Source organism: Mariluticola halotolerans (assembly GCF_021611515.1).
GTDB lineage: Bacteria > Pseudomonadota > Alphaproteobacteria > Rhizobiales > Devosiaceae > Mariluticola > Mariluticola halotolerans.
The window spans coordinates 393,417-412,574 of the sequence record NZ_CP090960.1 but is presented as its reverse complement, the minus strand read 5'-3'; the positions used below and the strand labels follow the sequence as shown (position 1 = coordinate 412,574).

The 19,158-nt window shown below is 56.4% G+C and carries 19 protein-coding genes; 10 read left to right on the top strand and 9 right to left on the bottom strand.

Translation table 11 applies throughout. From position 1 onward, the window contains the following. The first annotated feature begins 65 nt into the window (after positions 1 to 65). Positions 66 to 1,595: a sensor histidine kinase gene (locus tag L1P08_RS02040; RefSeq protein WP_303618349.1), complete on the top strand. Its 1,530-nt coding sequence runs from the start codon at positions 66 to 68 to the stop codon at positions 1,593 to 1,595. Between the two features lie 1,397 nt (positions 1,596 to 2,992). On the opposite strand, the gene cobT is transcribed toward L1P08_RS02040, so the two are convergent. Continuing rightward, positions 2,993 to 4,030: a nicotinate-nucleotide--dimethylbenzimidazole phosphoribosyltransferase gene (gene cobT, locus L1P08_RS02035; protein WP_303618348.1), complete on the bottom strand. Its 1,038-nt coding sequence runs from the start codon at positions 4,028 to 4,030 to the stop codon at positions 2,993 to 2,995. 68 nt (positions 4,031 to 4,098) lie between these two features. Here cobT and L1P08_RS02030 point away from each other — a divergent pair, with 68 nt between their 5' ends. From L1P08_RS02030 to L1P08_RS02020, 3 genes are all read left to right on the top strand, one after another. Beyond that, positions 4,099 to 4,941 (top strand): adenosylcobinamide-GDP ribazoletransferase, encoded by an 843-nt coding sequence (locus L1P08_RS02030; RefSeq protein WP_303618347.1) that lies wholly within the window; start codon positions 4,099 to 4,101, stop codon positions 4,939 to 4,941. A 12-nt stretch (positions 4,942 to 4,953) separates the two neighbouring features. Then, a complete protein-coding gene (locus L1P08_RS02025; protein WP_303618346.1) occupies positions 4,954 to 5,640 on the top strand; it encodes a retropepsin-like aspartic protease family protein in 687 nt (228 codons plus the stop codon). Between the two features lie 109 nt (positions 5,641 to 5,749). After that, positions 5,750 to 6,136, top strand: coding sequence for a DUF302 domain-containing protein (locus L1P08_RS02020; protein ID WP_303618345.1), 387 nt, complete (start codon positions 5,750 to 5,752; stop codon positions 6,134 to 6,136). Here L1P08_RS02020 and dusA read toward each other — a convergent pair. Continuing rightward, positions 6,133 to 7,137 (bottom strand): tRNA dihydrouridine(20/20a) synthase DusA, encoded by a 1,005-nt coding sequence (gene dusA / locus L1P08_RS02015; protein WP_303618344.1) that lies wholly within the window; start codon positions 7,135 to 7,137, stop codon positions 6,133 to 6,135. The genes L1P08_RS02020 and dusA overlap by 4 nt on opposite strands. A gap of 286 nt (positions 7,138 to 7,423) precedes the next feature. Here dusA and L1P08_RS16385 point away from each other — a divergent pair, with 286 nt between their 5' ends. Beyond that, entirely contained in the window at positions 7,424 to 7,693 is a 270-nt protein-coding gene (locus L1P08_RS16385; protein ID WP_368077121.1) for a YybH family protein, read from the top strand. 241 nt (positions 7,694 to 7,934) lie between these two features. Next, entirely contained in the window at positions 7,935 to 8,222 is a 288-nt protein-coding gene (locus L1P08_RS02005; RefSeq protein WP_303618342.1) for a VOC family protein, read from the top strand. 27 nt (positions 8,223 to 8,249) lie between these two features. Here L1P08_RS02005 and L1P08_RS02000 read toward each other — a convergent pair whose 3' ends face one another. The 4 genes from L1P08_RS02000 to L1P08_RS01985 all read right to left on the bottom strand — a co-directional run bounded on the left by L1P08_RS02000 (position 8,250) and on the right by L1P08_RS01985 (position 12,517). Next, on the bottom strand, positions 8,250 to 10,139 hold the full coding sequence (locus L1P08_RS02000; protein WP_303618341.1) for a bifunctional sugar phosphate isomerase/epimerase/4-hydroxyphenylpyruvate dioxygenase family protein: 1,890 nt from the start codon (positions 10,137 to 10,139) through the stop codon (positions 8,250 to 8,252). Beyond that, a complete protein-coding gene (locus tag L1P08_RS01995) occupies positions 10,136 to 10,987 on the bottom strand; it encodes a shikimate dehydrogenase family protein (protein WP_303618340.1) in 852 nt (283 codons plus the stop codon). The genes L1P08_RS02000 and L1P08_RS01995 overlap by 4 nt, the downstream gene beginning before the upstream one ends. 121 nt (positions 10,988 to 11,108) lie before the next feature. After that, positions 11,109 to 11,795 carry a GntR family transcriptional regulator gene (locus L1P08_RS01990; protein ID WP_303618339.1) on the bottom strand — a complete coding sequence of 229 codons (687 nt, stop codon included), beginning with the start codon at positions 11,793 to 11,795 and terminating at the stop codon, positions 11,109 to 11,111. A gap of 47 nt (positions 11,796 to 11,842) precedes the next feature. Further along, positions 11,843 to 12,517 carry a GntR family transcriptional regulator gene (locus tag L1P08_RS01985; protein WP_303618338.1) on the bottom strand — a complete coding sequence of 225 codons (675 nt, stop codon included), beginning with the start codon at positions 12,515 to 12,517 and terminating at the stop codon, positions 11,843 to 11,845. A 208-nt stretch (positions 12,518 to 12,725) separates the two neighbouring features. On the opposite strand from L1P08_RS01985, the gene L1P08_RS01980 reads away from it, so the two are divergent. From L1P08_RS01980 to L1P08_RS01965, 4 genes are all read left to right on the top strand, one after another. Beyond that, positions 12,726 to 13,712, top strand: coding sequence for a sialic acid TRAP transporter substrate-binding protein SiaP (locus tag L1P08_RS01980; protein WP_303618337.1), 987 nt, complete (start codon positions 12,726 to 12,728; stop codon positions 13,710 to 13,712). 93 nt (positions 13,713 to 13,805) lie between these two features. Then, on the top strand, positions 13,806 to 14,318 hold the full coding sequence (locus tag L1P08_RS01975) for a TRAP transporter small permease (protein WP_303618336.1): 513 nt from the start codon (positions 13,806 to 13,808) through the stop codon (positions 14,316 to 14,318). Continuing rightward, positions 14,315 to 15,616, top strand: coding sequence for a TRAP transporter large permease (locus L1P08_RS01970; RefSeq protein ID WP_303618335.1), 1,302 nt, complete (start codon positions 14,315 to 14,317; stop codon positions 15,614 to 15,616). The genes L1P08_RS01975 and L1P08_RS01970 overlap by 4 nt, the downstream gene beginning before the upstream one ends. A gap of 6 nt (positions 15,617 to 15,622) precedes the next feature. Next, the gene (locus L1P08_RS01965; RefSeq protein WP_303618334.1) at positions 15,623 to 16,075 is read left to right on the top strand and encodes a type II 3-dehydroquinate dehydratase; all 453 of its coding nucleotides are present in this window, start codon (positions 15,623 to 15,625) and stop codon (positions 16,073 to 16,075) included. A gap of 402 nt (positions 16,076 to 16,477) precedes the next feature. Here L1P08_RS01965 and L1P08_RS01960 read toward each other — a convergent pair whose 3' ends face one another. The 3 genes from L1P08_RS01960 to L1P08_RS01950 form a co-directional block, all read right to left on the bottom strand. Further along, on the bottom strand, positions 16,478 to 17,131 hold the full coding sequence (locus tag L1P08_RS01960; protein WP_303618333.1) for a nucleoside triphosphate hydrolase: 654 nt from the start codon (positions 17,129 to 17,131) through the stop codon (positions 16,478 to 16,480). Positions 17,132 to 17,207: 76 nt separating this feature from the next. Continuing rightward, the gene (locus L1P08_RS01955; RefSeq protein ID WP_303618332.1) at positions 17,208 to 18,257 is read right to left on the bottom strand and encodes an NAD(P)-dependent alcohol dehydrogenase; all 1,050 of its coding nucleotides are present in this window, start codon (positions 18,255 to 18,257) and stop codon (positions 17,208 to 17,210) included. Positions 18,258 to 18,370: 113 nt separating this feature from the next. Further along, positions 18,371 to 19,147, bottom strand: a complete 777-nt coding sequence (locus L1P08_RS01950) for an SDR family NAD(P)-dependent oxidoreductase (RefSeq protein ID WP_303618331.1) — start codon at positions 19,145 to 19,147, stop codon at positions 18,371 to 18,373. Positions 19,148 to 19,158: the final 11 nt, after the last annotated feature.

The window sequence follows — 19,158 nt, the reverse complement described above, 5'->3', positions numbered from 1 at the left end:
ATATGCATTCCAGTGCGTACCGGGGCAAATCCGCGCCGGATAGACCAAGTAAAAAGAGTAGTTTAATGCCGGTTGAATCGGCTCATACCGATGTGCGAAGCGGGGTCCAGGATCGCCGCTCGCCCAAGCGCAGCGCCCAGCGTGCAGTTTTCGACGCGCGCCAGAAACTCACCTCCATTTCCGGCACGCGCCTTTCCTACGATTACGAACTGCTGCAGGAATATGCCAATTCACGGCTCTCCACGGCGTTCGCCCTGCCGCTCATGCAGGTCATTCTCGCCGTTTTCGCCAGTCTCTGGGTGCCCTTCCCGGTCACAGCGGCCTGGTGCGCCATGGTCATATCCGCCAACATGCTGGTCGTGTTTCTCTGCCACAGCTTCAAAAACGCAGTCGATTCACGCCAGAACATTCACCGCTGGGTCACCACACTTGTCGCCGCAGAGATCTTTTACGGTGTCGCCTGGGCCACGTTGTCACTTTTCGCCCTCACCAGCAGTGTCGAAAGCCTGACGGTCATCATGTTCGCCATGCTGCTCATCGGCATCGCCACCAACGCCTTCTCCACCCGCACCCTGCCCAAGGCCACTCTGGCCAGCACCCTGCCGGTTACCATCACCGTCTGCGCCGCCCTGCTCCAGGCCGGCGGCATTCTCAATTACACTCTGGTGGCCGTGGCGCTTGGCGGCGAGATCTTCTTCATCTCCCTTGCCCGCCAGTTGCACCAGTCAGAACTTGGCACCTTCAAGCACCGCGCCGAAAAAGACGCGCTGATCTTTGAGTTGCAGGAAGCCCAGACCATGTCCGACGAGGCCCGGCGTCAGGCAGAACAGGCCAATATCGCCAAGTCCAACTTCCTCGCCACCATGAGCCACGAGCTGCGCACACCGCTCAACGCCATTATCGGCTTTTCCGAGGTTCTGAAATCCGAATTGCTCGGCCCCCATCAGGTGCCGCAATACAAGGAATATGCCGCCGACATTCACAGCAGCGGCCAGCACCTGCTCAACCTGATCAACGAGCTGCTCGATCTCAGCCGCATCGAGGCGGGCAAATACGAACTCAACGAAGAAGCCATCCGCCTTACCGACATCGCCGAAGATTGCCGCCGCATGCTGGAAATCCGCGCCGACGCCAAAACCATCGAACTGGTGGCCAGCTTTGACGAAGACCTGCCCAAGCTCTGGGGCGACGAACGCGCCATCCGCCAGGTTGTGCTCAATCTCTTGTCCAATGCCATCAAGTTCACACCCCAATCCGGCAAGATCGAACTGCACGTCAAACGCAGTGGCGATGGCGGACAGTATATTTCAGTAAAAGACAATGGCCCCGGCATCCCGCAGGAAGAAATCGAGACAGTCCTCTCGTCTTTTGGTCAGGGTTCGCTTGCCCACAAAACAGCAGAACAGGGCGCCGGTCTCGGCCTGCCTATCGTCCAGAAAATCATGGACCTGCATCAGGGCCGCTTCGACCTGTTCTCCAAACTGCGTTTCGGCACCGAAGTCATCGCCACCTTCCCCCGCGCCCGCACCATGGACGCCGTCGCCGCCGTACAAGACAGGCCAGAACGTCTGCAAATCTACTCAGACGTCGGCTGACCCCCGCCAACCGTCATCCCCGCGCAGGCGGGGATCCAGCGGCGGGCAGTCCTGCCCGCAGAAATTGCCTTTAGCACCACCAACGCGGCGCACTGGATTCCCGTTTTCACGGGAATGACGTTGTGGGTGTGGCAAACACTGAACCCCTCCCCCCCAGATCGTCACCCTCGGGCTCGACCCGAGGGCCCATGACCCACCACCAGCAAATACAAAAGGACGGAACGCCCACCCGTGGTCGCTGCACCACCGCATGGGTACTCGGGTCAAGCCCGAGTATGACGATCGGAGATAGGACAACAAATGGCACCTCCCCCTTCCTTCTCCCTCGGGCTTGACCCGAGGGTCCATACGATACCGGCCACATCGCATGGATGCCCGGATCAAGTCCGGGCAAAAAGCGGTGAAGGGCTAGATCTCTCCAAGACCCTCACCCTGAGCCTGTCGAAGGATGAGGACAGTGGCAAACCCAATCACAAATCCCTCGTCGTCATTGCGAGCGGCGAAGCCGCGCGGCAATCCAGAGCGGGATGCACATAACCCGGCGACCTTCTTCTCCACAAAACTTATCGACGTTCCCCAAACCCCGTTTATCCTCATCCCACCTTTTCACATCACCGGCGCCGGCGCGACGAACGTCCGGGGTGAAGGGGGACCGGGTTCCTTGGGGGTCGCCTCAGGGAAGGCCAAAACTGTGCCGCGACCAGCCTGCCCCCGTTGGCAGGTGTACTTCCGAAAGGGAGCGGGGATGGGCCCCAGCGCAGTTAAGAGCACAGGCCACGCCAAAAACCCCGGTTGCATGAGACGGTGTATGTCTCATTTGTTTAACTCTCAGACGGGCCATGCACCGTCTCATGCCGCCTGATTATGGACACCGTCGGGTCTTTGGCCTGACGGGGGATTTGGGGTGCGCGCGATTACGGTGACCGCATTCTCTCACCACCCCCATCGTCATCCCCGCGCAGGCGGGGATCCAGTGCACCGCGTCGGCGGCGCGGAAGAGGTCTTTCGCGGGCGGGACTGCCCGCTGCTGGATTCCCGCCTGCGCGGGAATGACGTGGTGGATTGGACGAAGGAACAAGGACAACAAATGGCACCTCTCTCTTCCTTCTCCCTCGGGCTTGACCCGAGGGTCCATACGATACCAACCACATCGCATGGATGCCCGGATCAAGTCCGGGCAAAAAGGAGAATGGACCAGACGCAATGTGGACCCCAAACCCTCATCCTGAGCCTGTCGAAGGGCGAGGGTTTCCACACCGCACCCGTCGCCCATCCTTCGACAGGCTCAGGACGAGGGAAGGAGAAAGATCAGGATGAGAAGACCCCCAAACCCTTCAACCTTCATCGCGAGCTTCAATCCAGAGGCGGCAAATACCGCCCCCATTCAACCCAACCGCCTAATGCGCCTTGGTCGCCACCGCCGCTTCTTCAAATGTCGCCATTTTCCGGTGCAGGTGCAGCGCCGTCTTCGCAAGCACCGCCGCCAGCGCAGCCCCGCTCCCCTCGCCCAGCCGCATGCCCAGATCCAGCAATGCCTTCTTCTGCATATGCTCCAGTGCCTTGTGGTGCCCGGTTTCAGCAGAAGCATGCGCAAAGATGCAATGATCAAGCGCTGCGGGATTGACCGCATAGGCAATCGCCGCTGCCGACGTCGCCACAAACCCGTCAATGATAACCGGAATATTCTTGTGCCGCGTGGCGATCAGCGCCCCCAGCATGGCCGCAATTTCGCGCCCACCCAGCCGGGCCAGCAATTCAAGCGGATGCCGCGATTCCGCGGCATGCAAAGCCAGTCCCGCATTGACCACATTGGCCTTGCGGGCAAGCCCCGCGTCATCCACCCCGGCACCGCGCCCAACCCAGTCAGCGCCACTGCCGCCAAACATCGCCGCATAAAGGGCCGCCGCCACTGTCGTATTGCCAATGCCCATTTCGCCAATGCACAACAGGTCCACATCCCCGGCAATGGCTTCCATGCCATAAGCGATCGTTGCCGCACAGGTCCGGTCATCCATGGCCGGCTCCACCGAAAAATCGCCTGTGGGAATCTCCAGTGCCAGCTCGAATACGCGCAGGTTCAACTCATGCAGCGCACAAATCTGCGAAATCGCCGCGCCGCCATTGGTGAAGTTCTTCACCATCTGCGCCGTCACTTCCGCTGGAAATGGCGAAACCCCCTGCTGCGTCACCCCGTGATTCCCGGCAAAAACGGCAACCATCGGGTTATCCATCACAGGTTCTGGCTTGCGCTGCCAGCGCGCAAGATGCTCTACCAGCCCTTCCAACTGCCCCAGGGAACCGGCAGGCTTTGTCAATTGTGCGTCACGGGCGCGCACGGCCTCAACAGCCGTTTCGTCCCCGTCAGGTACAATGGTAAGAAGCTCGGCAATATCTGCATAAGGCTCTGGCAAAGTGGTGGGTTCCGCAGCGGTCATAGTTGCTCCATTAGCGATGTTTGTATTCAGTGGGACGCGTGCATGTCGCGACCGCAAGGAGAATAGAATTGGGTTCAGAACAATCGTCGAGTCGCACCGGTGCTGGCAATGACAATAAGACCGAAGTCAGCAATCGAAACCTGCTGACCGACCTTGTCATGGGCCTGCGCCTTTATTCCCGGCTGCCCACAGGCCATTTCGAACACGGAGCGCCAAACCTCGCCCGCATGGCCCCGGCGCTGCCCTTCACCAGCCTTGTTATCGGCATTGGCCCGGTATTGCTGTTATTGGTCGCCGCGGCAATAGGCATGCCGCCATTATTCGCCGCAGCGCTTGCTGTCGCCGCTCAGGTCATTGTCACGGGCGGCATGTCCGAAGATGCCATTGCCGACAGCGCAGACGGCCTGTTTGGCGGACACACCATCGAACAACGTCTCGAAATCCTGAAAGACAGCCGCCATGGCACCTATGGCGTCACCGCCCTTTGCCTTTACATCCTGTTGCGGGTCAGCGCCCTCGCCGCGCTTCTGGTAATCTCCCCCCTCGCCGCCGCCGGCATCTGGCTGGCGACCGGCATGCTTGCCCGGTCCGGTGCCCTCTGGCTGCCGCTCAATCTGGCGCCCGCCCGGCGTGATGGTGTCGCATCCGCTGCAGGCCGCGTCACCCGCATCCCGTTTCTGATCGGTGCCGCTTTCGCCATTCTTGTTGCATTTATCATCGCGGCACCTTTCGTCGGTATACTGGGGCTGTTGGCTGCGCTGGTATTGCAGGCACTGGTGGCACTGGGCTGGACCCGTCTTTGCCGCCACCTGACGGGCGGGCAGACAGGCGATTTGATTGGCGGGTTGCACGCCCTGCTTGAAATTGCCGCATTGAGTGCCTTTATTGTAACTGCGGGCCCGCTGATATGAGGATGAAGCCGGATGTTGTTTATTGGCGTAGCCCTTTTGGTTGCCGCTGGCCTTGCGCTGGTCATTGCGGCAGACGCCGGTAGCCTTGTAGGCCTCACCCAGGATCAGACCGCCCAGGTCATCCCGCTGGTACTTATTCTGATTCTCGTCGCCGGCGGCGCGTTCGGGCGGCGTCAGCGTCTGTCCCAGATTATGGTCAATATCACGCTCTGGCTGGGTATTTTCGGCGTCATTGCCATCGGCTACACCTATCGGCACGACCTCACGCGTGTGGGCAATCGCGTCATGGCCGAGTTTTCACCCGGCAGCGCCGTTGTCAGTGCCGACGGCAGCAGCGCAACCTTTCATCGCCGGTTTGGCGGCTCCTTTCGCCTGGATGTCACCATCAACGACGTTGCCCGGCCGATGATTTTCGACACCGGCGCCTCCGCCGTGGTCCTGACCCTGGCCGATGCTGAAGCCGCAGGCATCGATACCCGTAATCTGCGGTTTGATCTTGATGTGCAAACGGCCAATGGCGTTGGCCGTGCAGCCCTTACCCGGATTAATACCATCCGGGTTGGCGACATTGAACGCCGGAACATTCGGGCCTTTGTTGCAGGTGAAGACGCGCTGGAAACCAGCTTGCTGGGCATGACCTTCCTGGAAACGCTGTCTGGCTATGCTGTCAGCAATGACGCTTTGGAATTGCGCGACTAGGCGGCCTCACCCTCAATCCAGCCCCGCCTGAAAACCGCCCAGCTCTTGGAATATCGTTCACACACACTATATTAGCAGAACATGATATTAAACACCGGGAGCGGACCGCATGACCTATCACTTCTCCAAGACCCTCGACATGGCAATGGACCCAGCCATCGCGCGGGTAACCGAAGCGCTTGCTGCCGAAGGTTTCGGCATCCTCACCGAGATTGATGTGCAGGCGACATTGAAAAAGAAAATCGACGTCGATTTCCGACCCTACCGCATTCTGGGCGCCTGCAATCCCGGCTTTGCCCACAAGGCCCTGCTGGCCGAAGACAAGATCGGCACAATGTTGCCATGCAATGTCGTCGTACAGGATGCCGGCAATGGCAAAACCGAAATTTCCGCCGTCGATCCTGCCGCATCCATGTCAGCCATTACCAATCCGGATCTGGCCGAGATAGCCGGGGACGTCCGTGATCGCCTTGAGCGGGTCATCGCCGGTCTTTAAACCAGCTCCGCCACATCCGCGTCCTGCCGTGCGCTCACCGCATCGCGGGCGCGGCGCAGCACATCGGGCCCGGCGCCCGGCTTGCACGCATCCACGCTCATGATCTGCCGGAAGCGCCGGGCGCCCGGCAGCCCATTGGCCAGCCCCAGCATATGCCGGGTGATCTGGTTGACCCGCACACCCTGCGCTAAGGCCTCAGCCGTATAATCGATCATCGCATCGATAACCGCATCGAAGCCCACCGGCGCCGCTGTTTCGCCAAAAATGGCCGCATCCACCTCGGCAAGGATCATCGGGTTCCGATACGCCGCCCGCCCGAGCATGACCCCGGATGTGTGCTGCAAATGCGCAACGCTCGCATCAAGGGTTTCAATCCCGCCATTGATCATCACCGGCAAGGGTGCCAGCCGCGCAGCCAACCGGTAAACCCGGTCATAATCCAGCGGCGGAATGTCCCGGTTCTCCTTGGGGCTCAGCCCCTGCAACCACGCCTTGCGCGCATGCACATAAAGCGCATCCACCCCGGCGCCCACCATGGCATCAGCGAACCGGTCCAGCGCTTCTTCGGTATCCTGATCGTCAATCCCGATCCGGCATTTCACCGTAACCGGCAAATCCGTCACATCCTTCATCGCCCGCACGCAATCAGCGACAAGCTCAGGCTCCGCCATCAAACAGGCCCCAAACCGCCCCGACTGCACCCGGTCAGAGGGACACCCGACATTGAGATTGATTTCGTCATAGCCATAATCAGCACAAATCCGCGCCGCAACGGCCAGCTCCGCCGCATCAGACCCGCCCAGCTGCATCGCCACCGGATGCTCGCTCTGGTCAAACCCCAACAGCCGCGCCCGATCCCCATGCACCACCGCCGCACTGGTCACCATCTCGGTAAATAACAGCGTGTGCCGGCTCAGCACGCGGTGAAAATACCGGCAATGCCGATCCGTCCAGTCCATCATGGGCGCGATGGAGAATTTATGTGCTTGAGACAAGGTCATTATTCAGAGCTGAGCAAAACTTTCGAGCCCTCATTCTTGGGCGAATTTGATGATGTTGGCTTGGGCTATATCATGCTTGCGCAAGTTGTGCACATAAGGGACGAGATAAGAAGCTATGCAAGGGCTGTAAGGAAGCCGATCATATCACCGCGGAACAGAGGGTCAGCCAATGGCATCCGCCTCCCAGAGCGCCTTCTCGTTCTCGACGAGGACAGGCTGTGGGCTCTCTAGCGAGTCTGCAAGATGTCATGAGCCAAGTGGCGTGAGCTGTGCTCACAATTGACACGTGCCAGAACCGTTGCAATCACGCGGACTTCAGGCCTACAGCCAGACTTGGGACCTTTTCTACAGCTATGGAGATCCGCATCCGGAACTCTTCGTGATCGAGGACCTCACCATCATCGCGGGAGAGGACGTGGGCTTTGCCTTCGGCCTGCTGCGCATTGGTGGGTCGGTCAACCCCGTCTGTCGGCTCACGCTGGGGCTGCAAAAGCACGTCGACCAATGGCTCATTCGCCATGAGCATCATTCATCTCCCCTCACATCCGGACAATAGGAAGAACGCAAATGAAGCTGATCACACCCTGTATCACCTTTGTCGACAACGCCGAGGAGGCCGTCACCTTCTATATCGATCTGTTCAAGTCAGTCTTCGGCAATTCCGGTGAAATCGCCCGGTCACACTTCACGCAGGCAGAGATTGATGCCGTGCGCGATATTCGCGGCCTGCCACCCGAGCTTCTGCCCGGCCCGGCCCGGCCGGAGCCGTCAAAACCATTCGTTTCCGCCTCAACGGCATGGAATTCTTCGCGCTCAACGGTGGCGCCTACTTCGGCAAATTCCACGAGAGCCATTCACTCTACGTGCCCTGCGCAACCCAGGCACAAATCGATGGCTTATGGAACGCTTTGGCACCCGGCGGGCAGGAACAGCCCTGTGGTTGGATCAAGGATCGCTTTGGAATTTCCTGGCAGATCGTGCCCGACTTTATCCGGTCTATCGACGAGCAGGGCGGCGGGGCTGCTGAAAAGATGAATGTTGCGCTGATTGGCATGAACAAGGCCACTCTGACAACGTTGCAATAGACTTTGCGCCTATCGTCTTTTTGTTTGTCAGTTTTTAGGTACGCCGTGTGGACGCATCAGGCGTTTCTGCGCGGCAATGCGGAACGGCGCATTGGGACCGCCATAGCCAGCATAGCCGTCGCTACGTTGCACGATCTCAAAGAACATGCCACCGGCAAAGGGGCGCGAATAGACCTGAAAAAATGTCCCGTTCGCATCTTCATCATAAAAAATATTGCCCGCCCGCAAGCGTTCCAGCATTGCGTTGTCGATATCAAAACGAGCAGCCAGATCGGCGTAATAGTTTTCCGGAACCGGCAATGCGGCGAATCCCAACTTGCTCAGTTTTGTTACCGTGGCAAAGATATCATCGCACGATAGGGCGATATGCTGCAAAGAGGCACCAAAGCTGTCAGCAAGAAAATTTCCGGCCATTGTCCGATGGGTTTCTGCGCCATTGAGGGTAATGCGCAATGCACCATTCTCCGCTTCCACCGCCTGCGATCGGACCAGCCCGTCCGGATCGACGACATCAACCATCGCCGATTTCCGCATCTGAAAAAGCGCGGTGTAAAACAGCGACCAGCTCAGCATTTCATCATAGCGCATGGTCTGGGCCAGATGATCAATCCGCATCAGGCCAGCTCCACCTGTGTCGCCATCACCAACGGGTTTGAACTCGATGTTCCACACCTCAGACAAGCCGCTGCGCTGATCTATAAAGTGCAACACGCTACCCGATAGCCCGCGAATGGCAGGAATATCGAGTTCGCCCGGGCCAGGCGGTTGATGAAAAGGCTTAACGCCCAGCCGCATGGTGCGTTGCACAGCAGCTCCGGCATCGCCGACCGTCAATCCGATATCGCACACGGACGTGCCATGGGTGGTATACGCACTGTGGGCAAAGCCTTCTGTCTCGCTATTGAGCACAATCCGGATATCGCCCTGCTGCCACAAAACAAGCTCTTTGCTAATGTGATGGCCCACTTTGGAAAAGCCCAATGAAAATAGCAGATTTTCCATCTCAAGGGCTTCTGCGCCTTGAGTCGCAAATTCAATAAACTCCACGCCTTGTGGCAGGACCCTTTCCGGCATGGGCTCCAGATCGACATGTGCAGTTGGCTCCACGCGCCTGACATCGTCCATCAAATTGACGAGCGATCTATGACCATCTGTTGCAATGGTCTTGGGACTTCCTTTGCGGAATTGATCGTTGAAGATTTCGAGCGAAACCGGCCCCTTGTAACCGGTCGCCATGACCGCACGCATGAAGCTGAGGATATCAAGATCACCCTCGCCGGGCATGTTGCGAAAGTGGCGAGACCAGTACAGCAGATCCATTTCGATGAGTGGTGCGTCTGCCAATTGCACAAAGAAAATCTTGTCGCCCGGAATACGCCTGATGGTCTCTGGGTCAATTTTACGCGCTAGGGTATGAAAACTATCAACAATGAGCCCGACATTAGCATGATCGGCACGCCGCACAATTTCCCAGGCGTCCCGATGATCGTTGACGTGCAGCCCCCAGGCTAACGCCTCATAACCAACCCTTAATCCGCGCTTGGCGGCGCGTTCCCCCAGCTCGTGAAAATCTGCCGCCGCGCGGTCAACACCACCAACGGCACGCGGATCCACCGAGGAGCACACCAGAACCAGATCTGTCCCCAGTTCCTGCATGAGGTCGAACTTCCGCTCGGCCCTTTCAAAGGCCTTGGCGCGGGCGATACCGGGAAGTCCTTCAAAATCACGGAACGGTTGAAACAGGTATATTTCCAACCCCATGTCCCGGATCATCGCACCCACTTCGCGAGGTGAGCCGTCGTGAGCAATGAAGTCCTGCTCAAAAATTTCGATGCCGGAAAATCCCGCCTCTGCAATGGCGGCGAGTTTCTCCGGCAAATTGCCCGAAATTGAAACTGTGGCAATGCAGCTTCTCATACCTTTGCCTTCTCGTGCTGCGCAAACGCGAGGGCCTGCCGCAATTCGGCAGCATCAACATGTTCGCCGGTGAAGTGGTGAAAGGCATCTACGCCTTGATAAAAAAACAGCTCGTAGCCACTCATCACGGCAACACCTGCCGCAACCGCGAGGTCCAAAAAGAGCGTTTCGACCGGCGTATACACCGCATCAAATGCCCAACGGGCACCGCGCATATGTTCTGGGGCCATGGCAGAGCCTGGGTGTCCATTCATCCCCAGTGGTGTGCAATTCACCAGGCCGTCTGCGCCGTCCGTTGCTTCCGCGATTGAATCGGCCAAAATGACTGGCACGTCGATGAGGCTGGATGCAAGAGCGGAACGCACGCCCTCCCCCTTCGACCTGTCACTGTCGTAAATGCGGATTTCAGTAGCACCAAGCCGCGCCAGACCAAAACAGACCGCCCGACCGACGCCGCCCGCTCCCGCCATCGCTACCCGTCCAGGTTCGGAATTATTAAAAGATGAGCGAAAAGCCTTGATGAACCCGGAATAGTCTGTGTTCAAGCCTACTGGCTGGCTCGCTCCAAACAGGACCGTGTTGCATGCGCCAATATTAGCCGTCTCGGCATCCGGCACACTAAGCCGGCGAACCACCAGTTCCTTGTAAGGATAGGTGACGTTGATACCGCGGAAGCCTTCGGCGAGGCATCTGTCAAAGACAGCCTCAAACCCCAAACCCATGTCGTGCGGTATTAGCGGTTCATAGGTCACCTCAAGTCCGCACAGGCGACCAGCGGTTATATGTAGCCGCGGGGACTGCGAGCGCGCAATGTTATCACCGATAAGGCCCAGCCGGATAGCGGACATGGATTCTTCTCTGTCATTCAAAATGGTGCCGATAACAAAGCCTAGCCGCTAACTGACCATTCAACAACAGACAAAATAGATTTCATATGATATTTTTTATTTTACCGGATTTTAGCTCACGTTATCCGATCGCGCCGGTCGCTAAAGCATGTTCGACACCGCCCTGGACATGCCGCGTTAACACCTCCCGGGCGCCCTTCGCGTTTCTTTCAAGGGCGCAATCGCGCATGATCTTGTGCTCATCAGCAGCAATATCTCCCCGGAAGGAGAGCGCAATCATTTGATAACGCAGGTATTTGTCAAACACACCCGCATGCGTTTCTAAAAGAACTTTCGAACCGCAAGCTGAAATCAGCGCTTGATGGAACTCCCAGTCGTAGCGCTTCCAAAGTTCTGTGATACTTTTATCGCCATCCAGCATCCGCTTTTCGAGCGCGGCAAGTTTGTGATGAGCCGCCACAACCCGCCCTTCCCACTCCATGTCCCCCGCTGCGAAGGATTGCTCAAGGGCGTGCTCTTCCAGCAATAGCCGCAAAGCCGCTATTTCCTTGAGGTTTTCGACGGAAACCGGCGCCACTTCGAAACCGCGCTGACCTTCCGCGACCACCAGATATTCAGATGACAGGCGGTTCAGGATTTCCCGCAATGTACTGATACTTGCGCCATAGGTATCCCGAAGCTGATCTAGCTTCAGCTTCTGGTGCGGCGGCAGATAGCCAAAGATAATGTCGGATCGAATCCGATGATATGCATTATCTCCGATGGTCGGAGCTGGCGCGGAAGGTGATTGCTGAACTTCTTTTTTCATACATTTCTAATAATATCAGATGGAGGAGTCTGCAATGAGATTCCGGATCAACCGAGAAGTAACCCATTTTGCACAGTGTGCTGAACGCAGGCCCGAATGTGACGCTTGAGTATAGAAGTGGCGCCGACGTGGTTACGTGCCAGAGCAAAGTCCAGCAGCTGCTTGTGTTCTTCTGAGGCTTTCTCCCCGCGGTAGAGCACCACCACGACCTGATAACGCAAATATTGATCATCAATCTGACGGTGGGTTGCCATCAGCTCAGCAGAGCCACACGCAGATATCAGTGCTGCATGAAATTCCCGGTCGTAATGCTTCCACTCATTGCTTTGTACGCCTTCACCCGGTGACATTTGGGTTTCAATCCGCGCGAGCTTATGGTGCGCGGAGACAATGCGGCCCTCCCACTCAACATCTCCGCGCTCGAAGGACTCTTTTAAAGCGTGGATTTCCAGCAATTCACGCATCAACGCGACTTCCTGAAAATGCTGTTTCGACATTGATGCGACTTCGAACCCGCGCTGCCCCTCAGCAATGACCAGCCGCTCTGATGACAGGCGGTTAAGAATCTCGCGCAACGTGCTAACGCTGGCACCGTAAACTCCCTTAAGCCCCTCAAGCTTAAGACGGGAGCCAGGCGCCAGATTACCGCACACAATGTCATGCCGTATCTGGCGATAGGCCAGTTCGCCAGCTGTATCTGGTTTCGACACGGACTCATTCATGCTGTTGCCTCCTGAACTATAATAATTGCAGCCCCAATAACGCCCCGCAACCGAACATAGGCCCGATCGACGAAAATGATAAAACATAAAATCTCATATGATTTTCATAATATCTATTGATTTTGGATCTCTCTAATGCCAATGGTGCCTAAGGATGGGCTCCTGAACAGGTGTCCGTTTTACATACAATTGACCAGGGAGGGTTGATATGATCCGTTTGAATAGACGAACACTGATTGCCGCAGGCGCCACGATAGCGCTCGCTTGCGCCGCCACATCGGTGATTGCACAAGACAAGGTCCAGCTCCGGTTTTCTGCCGTGTTCTCCGAGCAGGATATCCGCGCTGACATGATGAAAAAGTTCGCTGAAGAAATCGGCGAAGAATTTGATTATCAGGGTTATTACGGTGGTACTCTGCTCAAGCAGGGCACAGAACTTGTTGCCTTGCAGCGTGGTAACCTCGAGATGGGCAATATCGCACCGCAGGACATTTCCAATCAAATTCCAGCATGGTCCGTTCTTACATCCGCTTACCTTTTCCGCGATGCTGACCACCTTCGGGCATTCTTTGCCAGCGACGCCGGCAAGGAGATGTCGAAAATGGTCGAAGATCAACTGGGCACAAAGATTCTCGGCCCCACCTATTTCGGCACACGCCAAGTGGGACTCCGTGTCGACAAAAAGATCAATACGCCAGCCGACATGGCGGGTATCAAGCTAAGAATGCCTGGGGGTGATTCCTGGCAGTTCCTTGGTACCGCCTTAGGCGCAAACCCGGTCCCGATGGCCTATGCCGAGGTCTATACTGGCCTTCAGACTGGTGCCATTGACGGCCAGGACAACCCCTTGCCCAACGTGCAGAACATGAAGTTCTATGAAGTGATGAAGCAGATCGTGCTGACCTCACACGTTGTTGGCTATGACCTTTTGACCATTTCCCTGGACGCGTGGAACAATCTCTCTGCGGAGCAGCAGACAAAAGTTCAGGCAGCAGCGGATTCTGCTATCGAATACAGCACCGCAGAACACATCAAGCGTGAAAATGAGCTTGCCGCGTTCATGAAGAATGAGGGCCTTGAGGTCTATACGCCCGACGTGGCAGCCTTCCGTTCGAACGCACAGAAAATGTATCTGGAATCCGATCTTGCAAAAGATTGGCCGGCAGGCATGCTTGACCGCATCAACGCTCTCTAGTCTGGCAAAAGCTCTATGGCCCGCCCGACAAGGGCGGGTCGCTGCGCACTTGGGCGACAGGTTGGGCGCCTAATCCAGTTTGGAGGTGAATATATGCGACTCTCACACGTTGGGGCGTTCCTGAAAAAGCGTGCCGAAAACGTTCTGGCGCTTATGCTGGGCATCATGTTTTTGGCGTTTATCGCGCAAGTCGTCTTCCGCTATTTCCTCAATTTCCCCATCGGCTGGACGTCAGAACTGACAGTTGTTATGTGGCTCTGGATCGTATTGTGGGGCGCTGCGTTCGTTGTGCGCGAGGATGAAGAAATCCGTTTCGATCTGGTCTACGGCGCCGTCCCCCCTGGAGCAAGACGCGGAATGACCGTGGTTTTCGCAATTGCGTTACTGGTCATCTACCTGTTTTCCTTTCCCGCGGTCTTGGACTACGTGCTGTTCATGAAGGTGCAGGCGACGGCCTATCTGAAAATACGGTTCGACCTGCTTTTTTCCATCTATATCCTTTTCGCGGTGGCCGTGATTTTCCGTTATGGCTGGCTGCTCTGGGGTGCTGTGACAGGCCGGGCGGTAGAGATACTCGCTTCTGACGATGTGGGTACGAAATCATGAGCCTAACTGACCCTTTTACGATTTGCCTTATCTGCATCATCGGGCTGGCACTTTTGGGGTTGCCTATCGGGCATGCCATGATTGCCGGATCAATTGTCTATCTTTTTGCGGCAGGCCTCGATATGGGCACTGCCGCCGAACAACTGCTCAACGGCATGTATACCAGCTACATCTTGCTGGCTGTCCCCCTATTCATCCTGTCCGCCGAGATCATGAACTCTGGCTCCATGACTGAGCGCCTGCTGATGTTTTGCAACGCCCTTGTTGGGCGATTTCGTGGCGGGCTGGCGCTCGTCAATGTGGTGCAATCCATCATTTTTGCCGGCATGTCGGGCTCTGCGATTGCCGATGCGGCCGGCGTGGGCAAAATGATGCAGAAAATGATGACTGATGGCGACCGCTATCCGGCCAGCTTTGCGGCTGCGTTGACGGCCGCGACCGCGGTCATTGGCCCGATTATTCCACCCTCGATCCCGATAGTGCTATACGCCCTGGTTTCAGGTGCCTCCATTGGCTACTTGTTCCTTGCTGGCATGGTGCCGGGTCTGCTCATGGGCCTGATGCAAATGGCGCTCGTGGTGATGACCGCTAAGCGCCGCAACTTCCCCGTCGAGAAGCCCGTACCAGCGCGCGCGCTGCCCGGCATTACTCTCCGCGCCCTGCCCGCCTTGATGATGCCGGTCATCCTGTTGGGGGGTATTTATTCCGGCGTTACCACCCCAACAGAGGCTGCGGCAATCGCTGCCGCTTATGCGTTCCTGATATCGGCTATCGTCTATCGCACGGTTACTCTCCGCGGCACCTATCAAACCCTGCTATCCAGCGCACGCACAACGGCCTCCATAGGCATGCTCATCGCCGGCGCACTGGTCTTCAATTACGTGATCACCGTTGAAAACATCCCGCGAACGCTAAGTGCCTTCCTGCAAGGGTTTGAGCTTTCGCCGATCATGTTCTTGATCATCGTCAATATTCTGCTGCTGGTTCTCGGCTGCTTACTTGAGGGCACGACAATCATTCTGATCGTACTGCCTGTGCTGATCCCAACCGCACAGGTGCTGGGCATCGACCTTGTTCATTTCGGGATAATTTGCGTCGTCAACATCATGATCGGCTTGATAACCCCGCCTTACGGGCTGCTATTATTCATCATGACAAATATTGGACAGGTCTCGCTGCGCTCGCTGGTACGGGAAATCACACCGTTTCTCATCGCAATGTTAGTGTGCCTGGCCATCATCACCTTCCGTCCTGACCTCGTTCTCTTCCTCCCACGTTTCTTCGGCTATCAAGGTTGATATGAAATGACCGATCCAATTTATGTTTTAAACGGCCCCAATCTGAACCGGCTGGGAAAGCGCGAACCTGAAATTTACGGTCACACGACCCTGATCGAGGTGGAAGCTTGGTGTCGACAGGCAGCAGGGTCGACACCGCTGGAATTTCGTCAGTCCAATCGCGAATATGAGATCATTGAATGGGTGCACGAGGCGATTGAGCGCCCGGCTGCTGGAATCATCATCAATCCAGCGGCTTTCACCTTTACGTCCATCGCCATCCTTGACGCTCTAAAGATGTTTTCCGGCCCGATTATGGAGCTTCATATTTCTAATATTCATAAGCGCGAAGAAATTTATCATCACTCACTTGTGTCGCGCATTGCGACCGGTGTCATCGCCGGACTGGGTCCACATGGCTATCCTATAGCCGTGAAAAGTCTTGCTGGGATGATAAATCAAAATCTGCGGCAAGCGTGACTGTTAGTGATGCCTTAAATCAAATTGGACAAAGTTCAATGTTGAGAAGTCGCCATTTACCGGGTGTGTGAAGTGACGCCCAAAGAAATGAATCCGCGCAGCATTCCTGTACAATGATCGCTTCCTACTCTTTGCGAACCGATTAGGTGAGGCCTATCGGTCAAACTGTTTTAACTACAGCTTGCAATGAGATCGTTTTGTACGACGCCGAAGAAAAAAGCGGGAAGCATGCAGATCTAGTCAGTTTTGCAAAGATTGCCTTAAATTTGCTCGATCATACAATCCATCACCACGGCATTTGCATGGAAGCCGTGTACTGAAACTCTGGAAGCTGGCCGGAGAAATAGGTGTAGCGGAGAACTTTGTGTTTGCGGATTAGTAAAAATGATATTCTGTCTTAAATTATAAAAAAGTGGAACCTTGCGCACGATAGCTAAGATCGGCCGCAAGGTTATTCTCGGAAATCGTACGCGCATTGGGCACATCATTTTCAAGCGCCTTGGCGCGTGCGGTCTCGGCGTTACAGCCGTGATCAAGCCAGCGACCTATCAAACGGCGCTCCAGTTCTTCAATCGGCACATCGAGATTGACGGTCAGGTCGAACAGTGGACGCAAGTCGCGCCAACCGGGTTCATTCAGCAGCAGGTAATTGCCCTCGACCAGGAGAAGCGGAATGTCTTTTGAAATCACGCGCCCGCCGGCACGCGAGATTTCGAGCTTGCGATCGAAAACCGGCACAGCGATTTCCGGCTCCAAATTGACCTTCAAACGCTTGAGCATGACAGCGAATCCGCCGACATCAAATGTATAGGGAGCGCCCTTTCGCTGCAGCACACCACGTGCAGACAACACAGCGTCGTCGAGGTGATACCCATCCATGGGCACCACGGCAGCTCTCCCCGGGGCCCGGGCATCAAGATGCGCATTGAGACGCTCGGCCAGGGTGGATTTACCACTGCCCGGCGCGCCGGCAATACCAACAAGCTTGCGCGTGCTGGTGTCGAGGCTCGCGATACGCACCAGCAAGTCGTTTATATCGGTGACTATAACGGTCACGCCAGTACCTCTTACAAGAACTTGAATGGGGGCGCAGGGCACAGGCCATCGCGACAATCACAAGGGATCTGGATTATTATTCCTTCACCTCGCCTGCCACCTTAATCTGAATCTTGACATCGGTAGGCCGGCCTTCTGCAGCCCGATCAAACGCAGCAATGGCGTCTTCAAACACATAGGTCTCCGAAATCAGCGGTTTAAGATCAACCTTGCCCGACGCAATCAGCGCCAAAGCACGGTCGAACACATTGGCATAGCGGAATACCGTCTCAATACGGATTTCCTTGGCAATAGCATTGTTGACATTGAACGGCACACGATCAGGTGGCAGGCCAACCAGAACCAGCGTTCCACCCGGACGCACGGCCTTAATCATGTCGTCATAGACCTTCGGGTTACCCGAGGCTTCAAACACAATATCGGCACCCCAATTATCGGTCTGCGCGTTGACCGCCGCTTCCAGGCTCGCTTTGGCAACATTGACCGGTTCGACACCGTTATAGCTGGCCGCAATATTGAGCTTGTGCTCGCTAACGTCCGAAATGATTACCTTCGAGCACCCGCCTGCAAGTGCCGCAAGCGCAACCATGATCCCAATCGTACCCGCGCCGATGACAACAGCAACATCGCCCGGGGTAATCGAGGCCTTCGCTGCGGCCTGCATGCCAATGGCAAAAGGCTCGACAAGCGCACCTTCTTCAAAGCTCACATTGTCAGGCAGCTTGTAGGTAAAGGCGGCCGGGTGCAGTGCATAAGGCGCCAGAATGCCATGTACAGGCGGCGTCGCCCAGAAGGTCACAGCCGGGTCGACATTATAAAGACCGAGCTTTGAGGCGCGGGACGAAAGATCAGGTACGCCTGGCTCCATGCAAACACGGTCGCCCGGCTTGAAACCGGTAACATTGGCACCGACCTCCACCACGGTCCCCGACCCTTCATGGCCAAGAACCATCGGCTCGCGCACGATATAGTCGCCAATACCGCCATGCGTGTAATAATGCACGTCGCTCCCGCACACACCAACCGTGTGAATGGCAATCTTGATATCGTCGGGTCCTGTAACGGTCGGCAGATCGATGTCCCTTATAGACAAGACATCTTTCTTTTCCAGAACGAGAGCACGCATGAATTCCTCCCCAATAAGGCTGGATAATTGGTCTGGTCATATCTGCAGCGCCACATCAGCACCGTCGCAGAATAGATAACGGAGCCAAAAGAAGCGGCCCCGCATCCCAATCGTTATACGGTCATCTTCATGCCACCATCCACATAATAGGTCGAGCCTACCGAATAGCTGGCACGGTCAGAGCAGAGGAACACATAGAAATCGGCCAGCTCCTGAGGTGAGCAGAAGCGGTTGATTGGTGCGTGCTCTTCTGCGACTTCCTGTAGATAAGCCTGCCAGTCACCGCCCTTATCAGCGGTGAGTTCGCGCGCTGTCTTCTCCCAGTCCGGGGTCTGCACAAGGCCGGGGTTGACGCAATTGACACGAATATTCTTGCCGACAACCTCAGTCGCCAGATTACGTGAGAACATCATCAACGCCGCCTTGGTCACATTGTAGATCGGTTCGTACCAAAGTGGCTGCACCGCACAAATCGAGCCGGTATTGAGTACAATGCCCGCACCCTTCTTTTCCATTTGTGGCACAAGCCCGCGCGACAGGCGGATCGCCGCCATCACATGCAGATCCCAATAGGCCTGCCACTTCTCATCAGACGCGTCCATAATGGTTTCGTTGGACCCGGTACCCGCATTATTGATGAGGATATCCGCCCCACCCGCCTTCTCTGCAGCCGCAATGACTGCTGCAACGCCTTCAAGCGTCGAAACGTCGCCGACTGCAGGCACTGCCAGTTCGCCGATACGCGCGCATGCCTCGTTGACCTTGTCCGCACGACGGCCATTGATCAAAACGCGTACGCCCTCGGCAGCAAGGCCCTCCGCCACGGCAAGTCCGATGCCCGCCGATGCGCCGGTGATCACGGCCACTTTGCCGTTGAGATTGAGATCCATTTTCTTTCTCC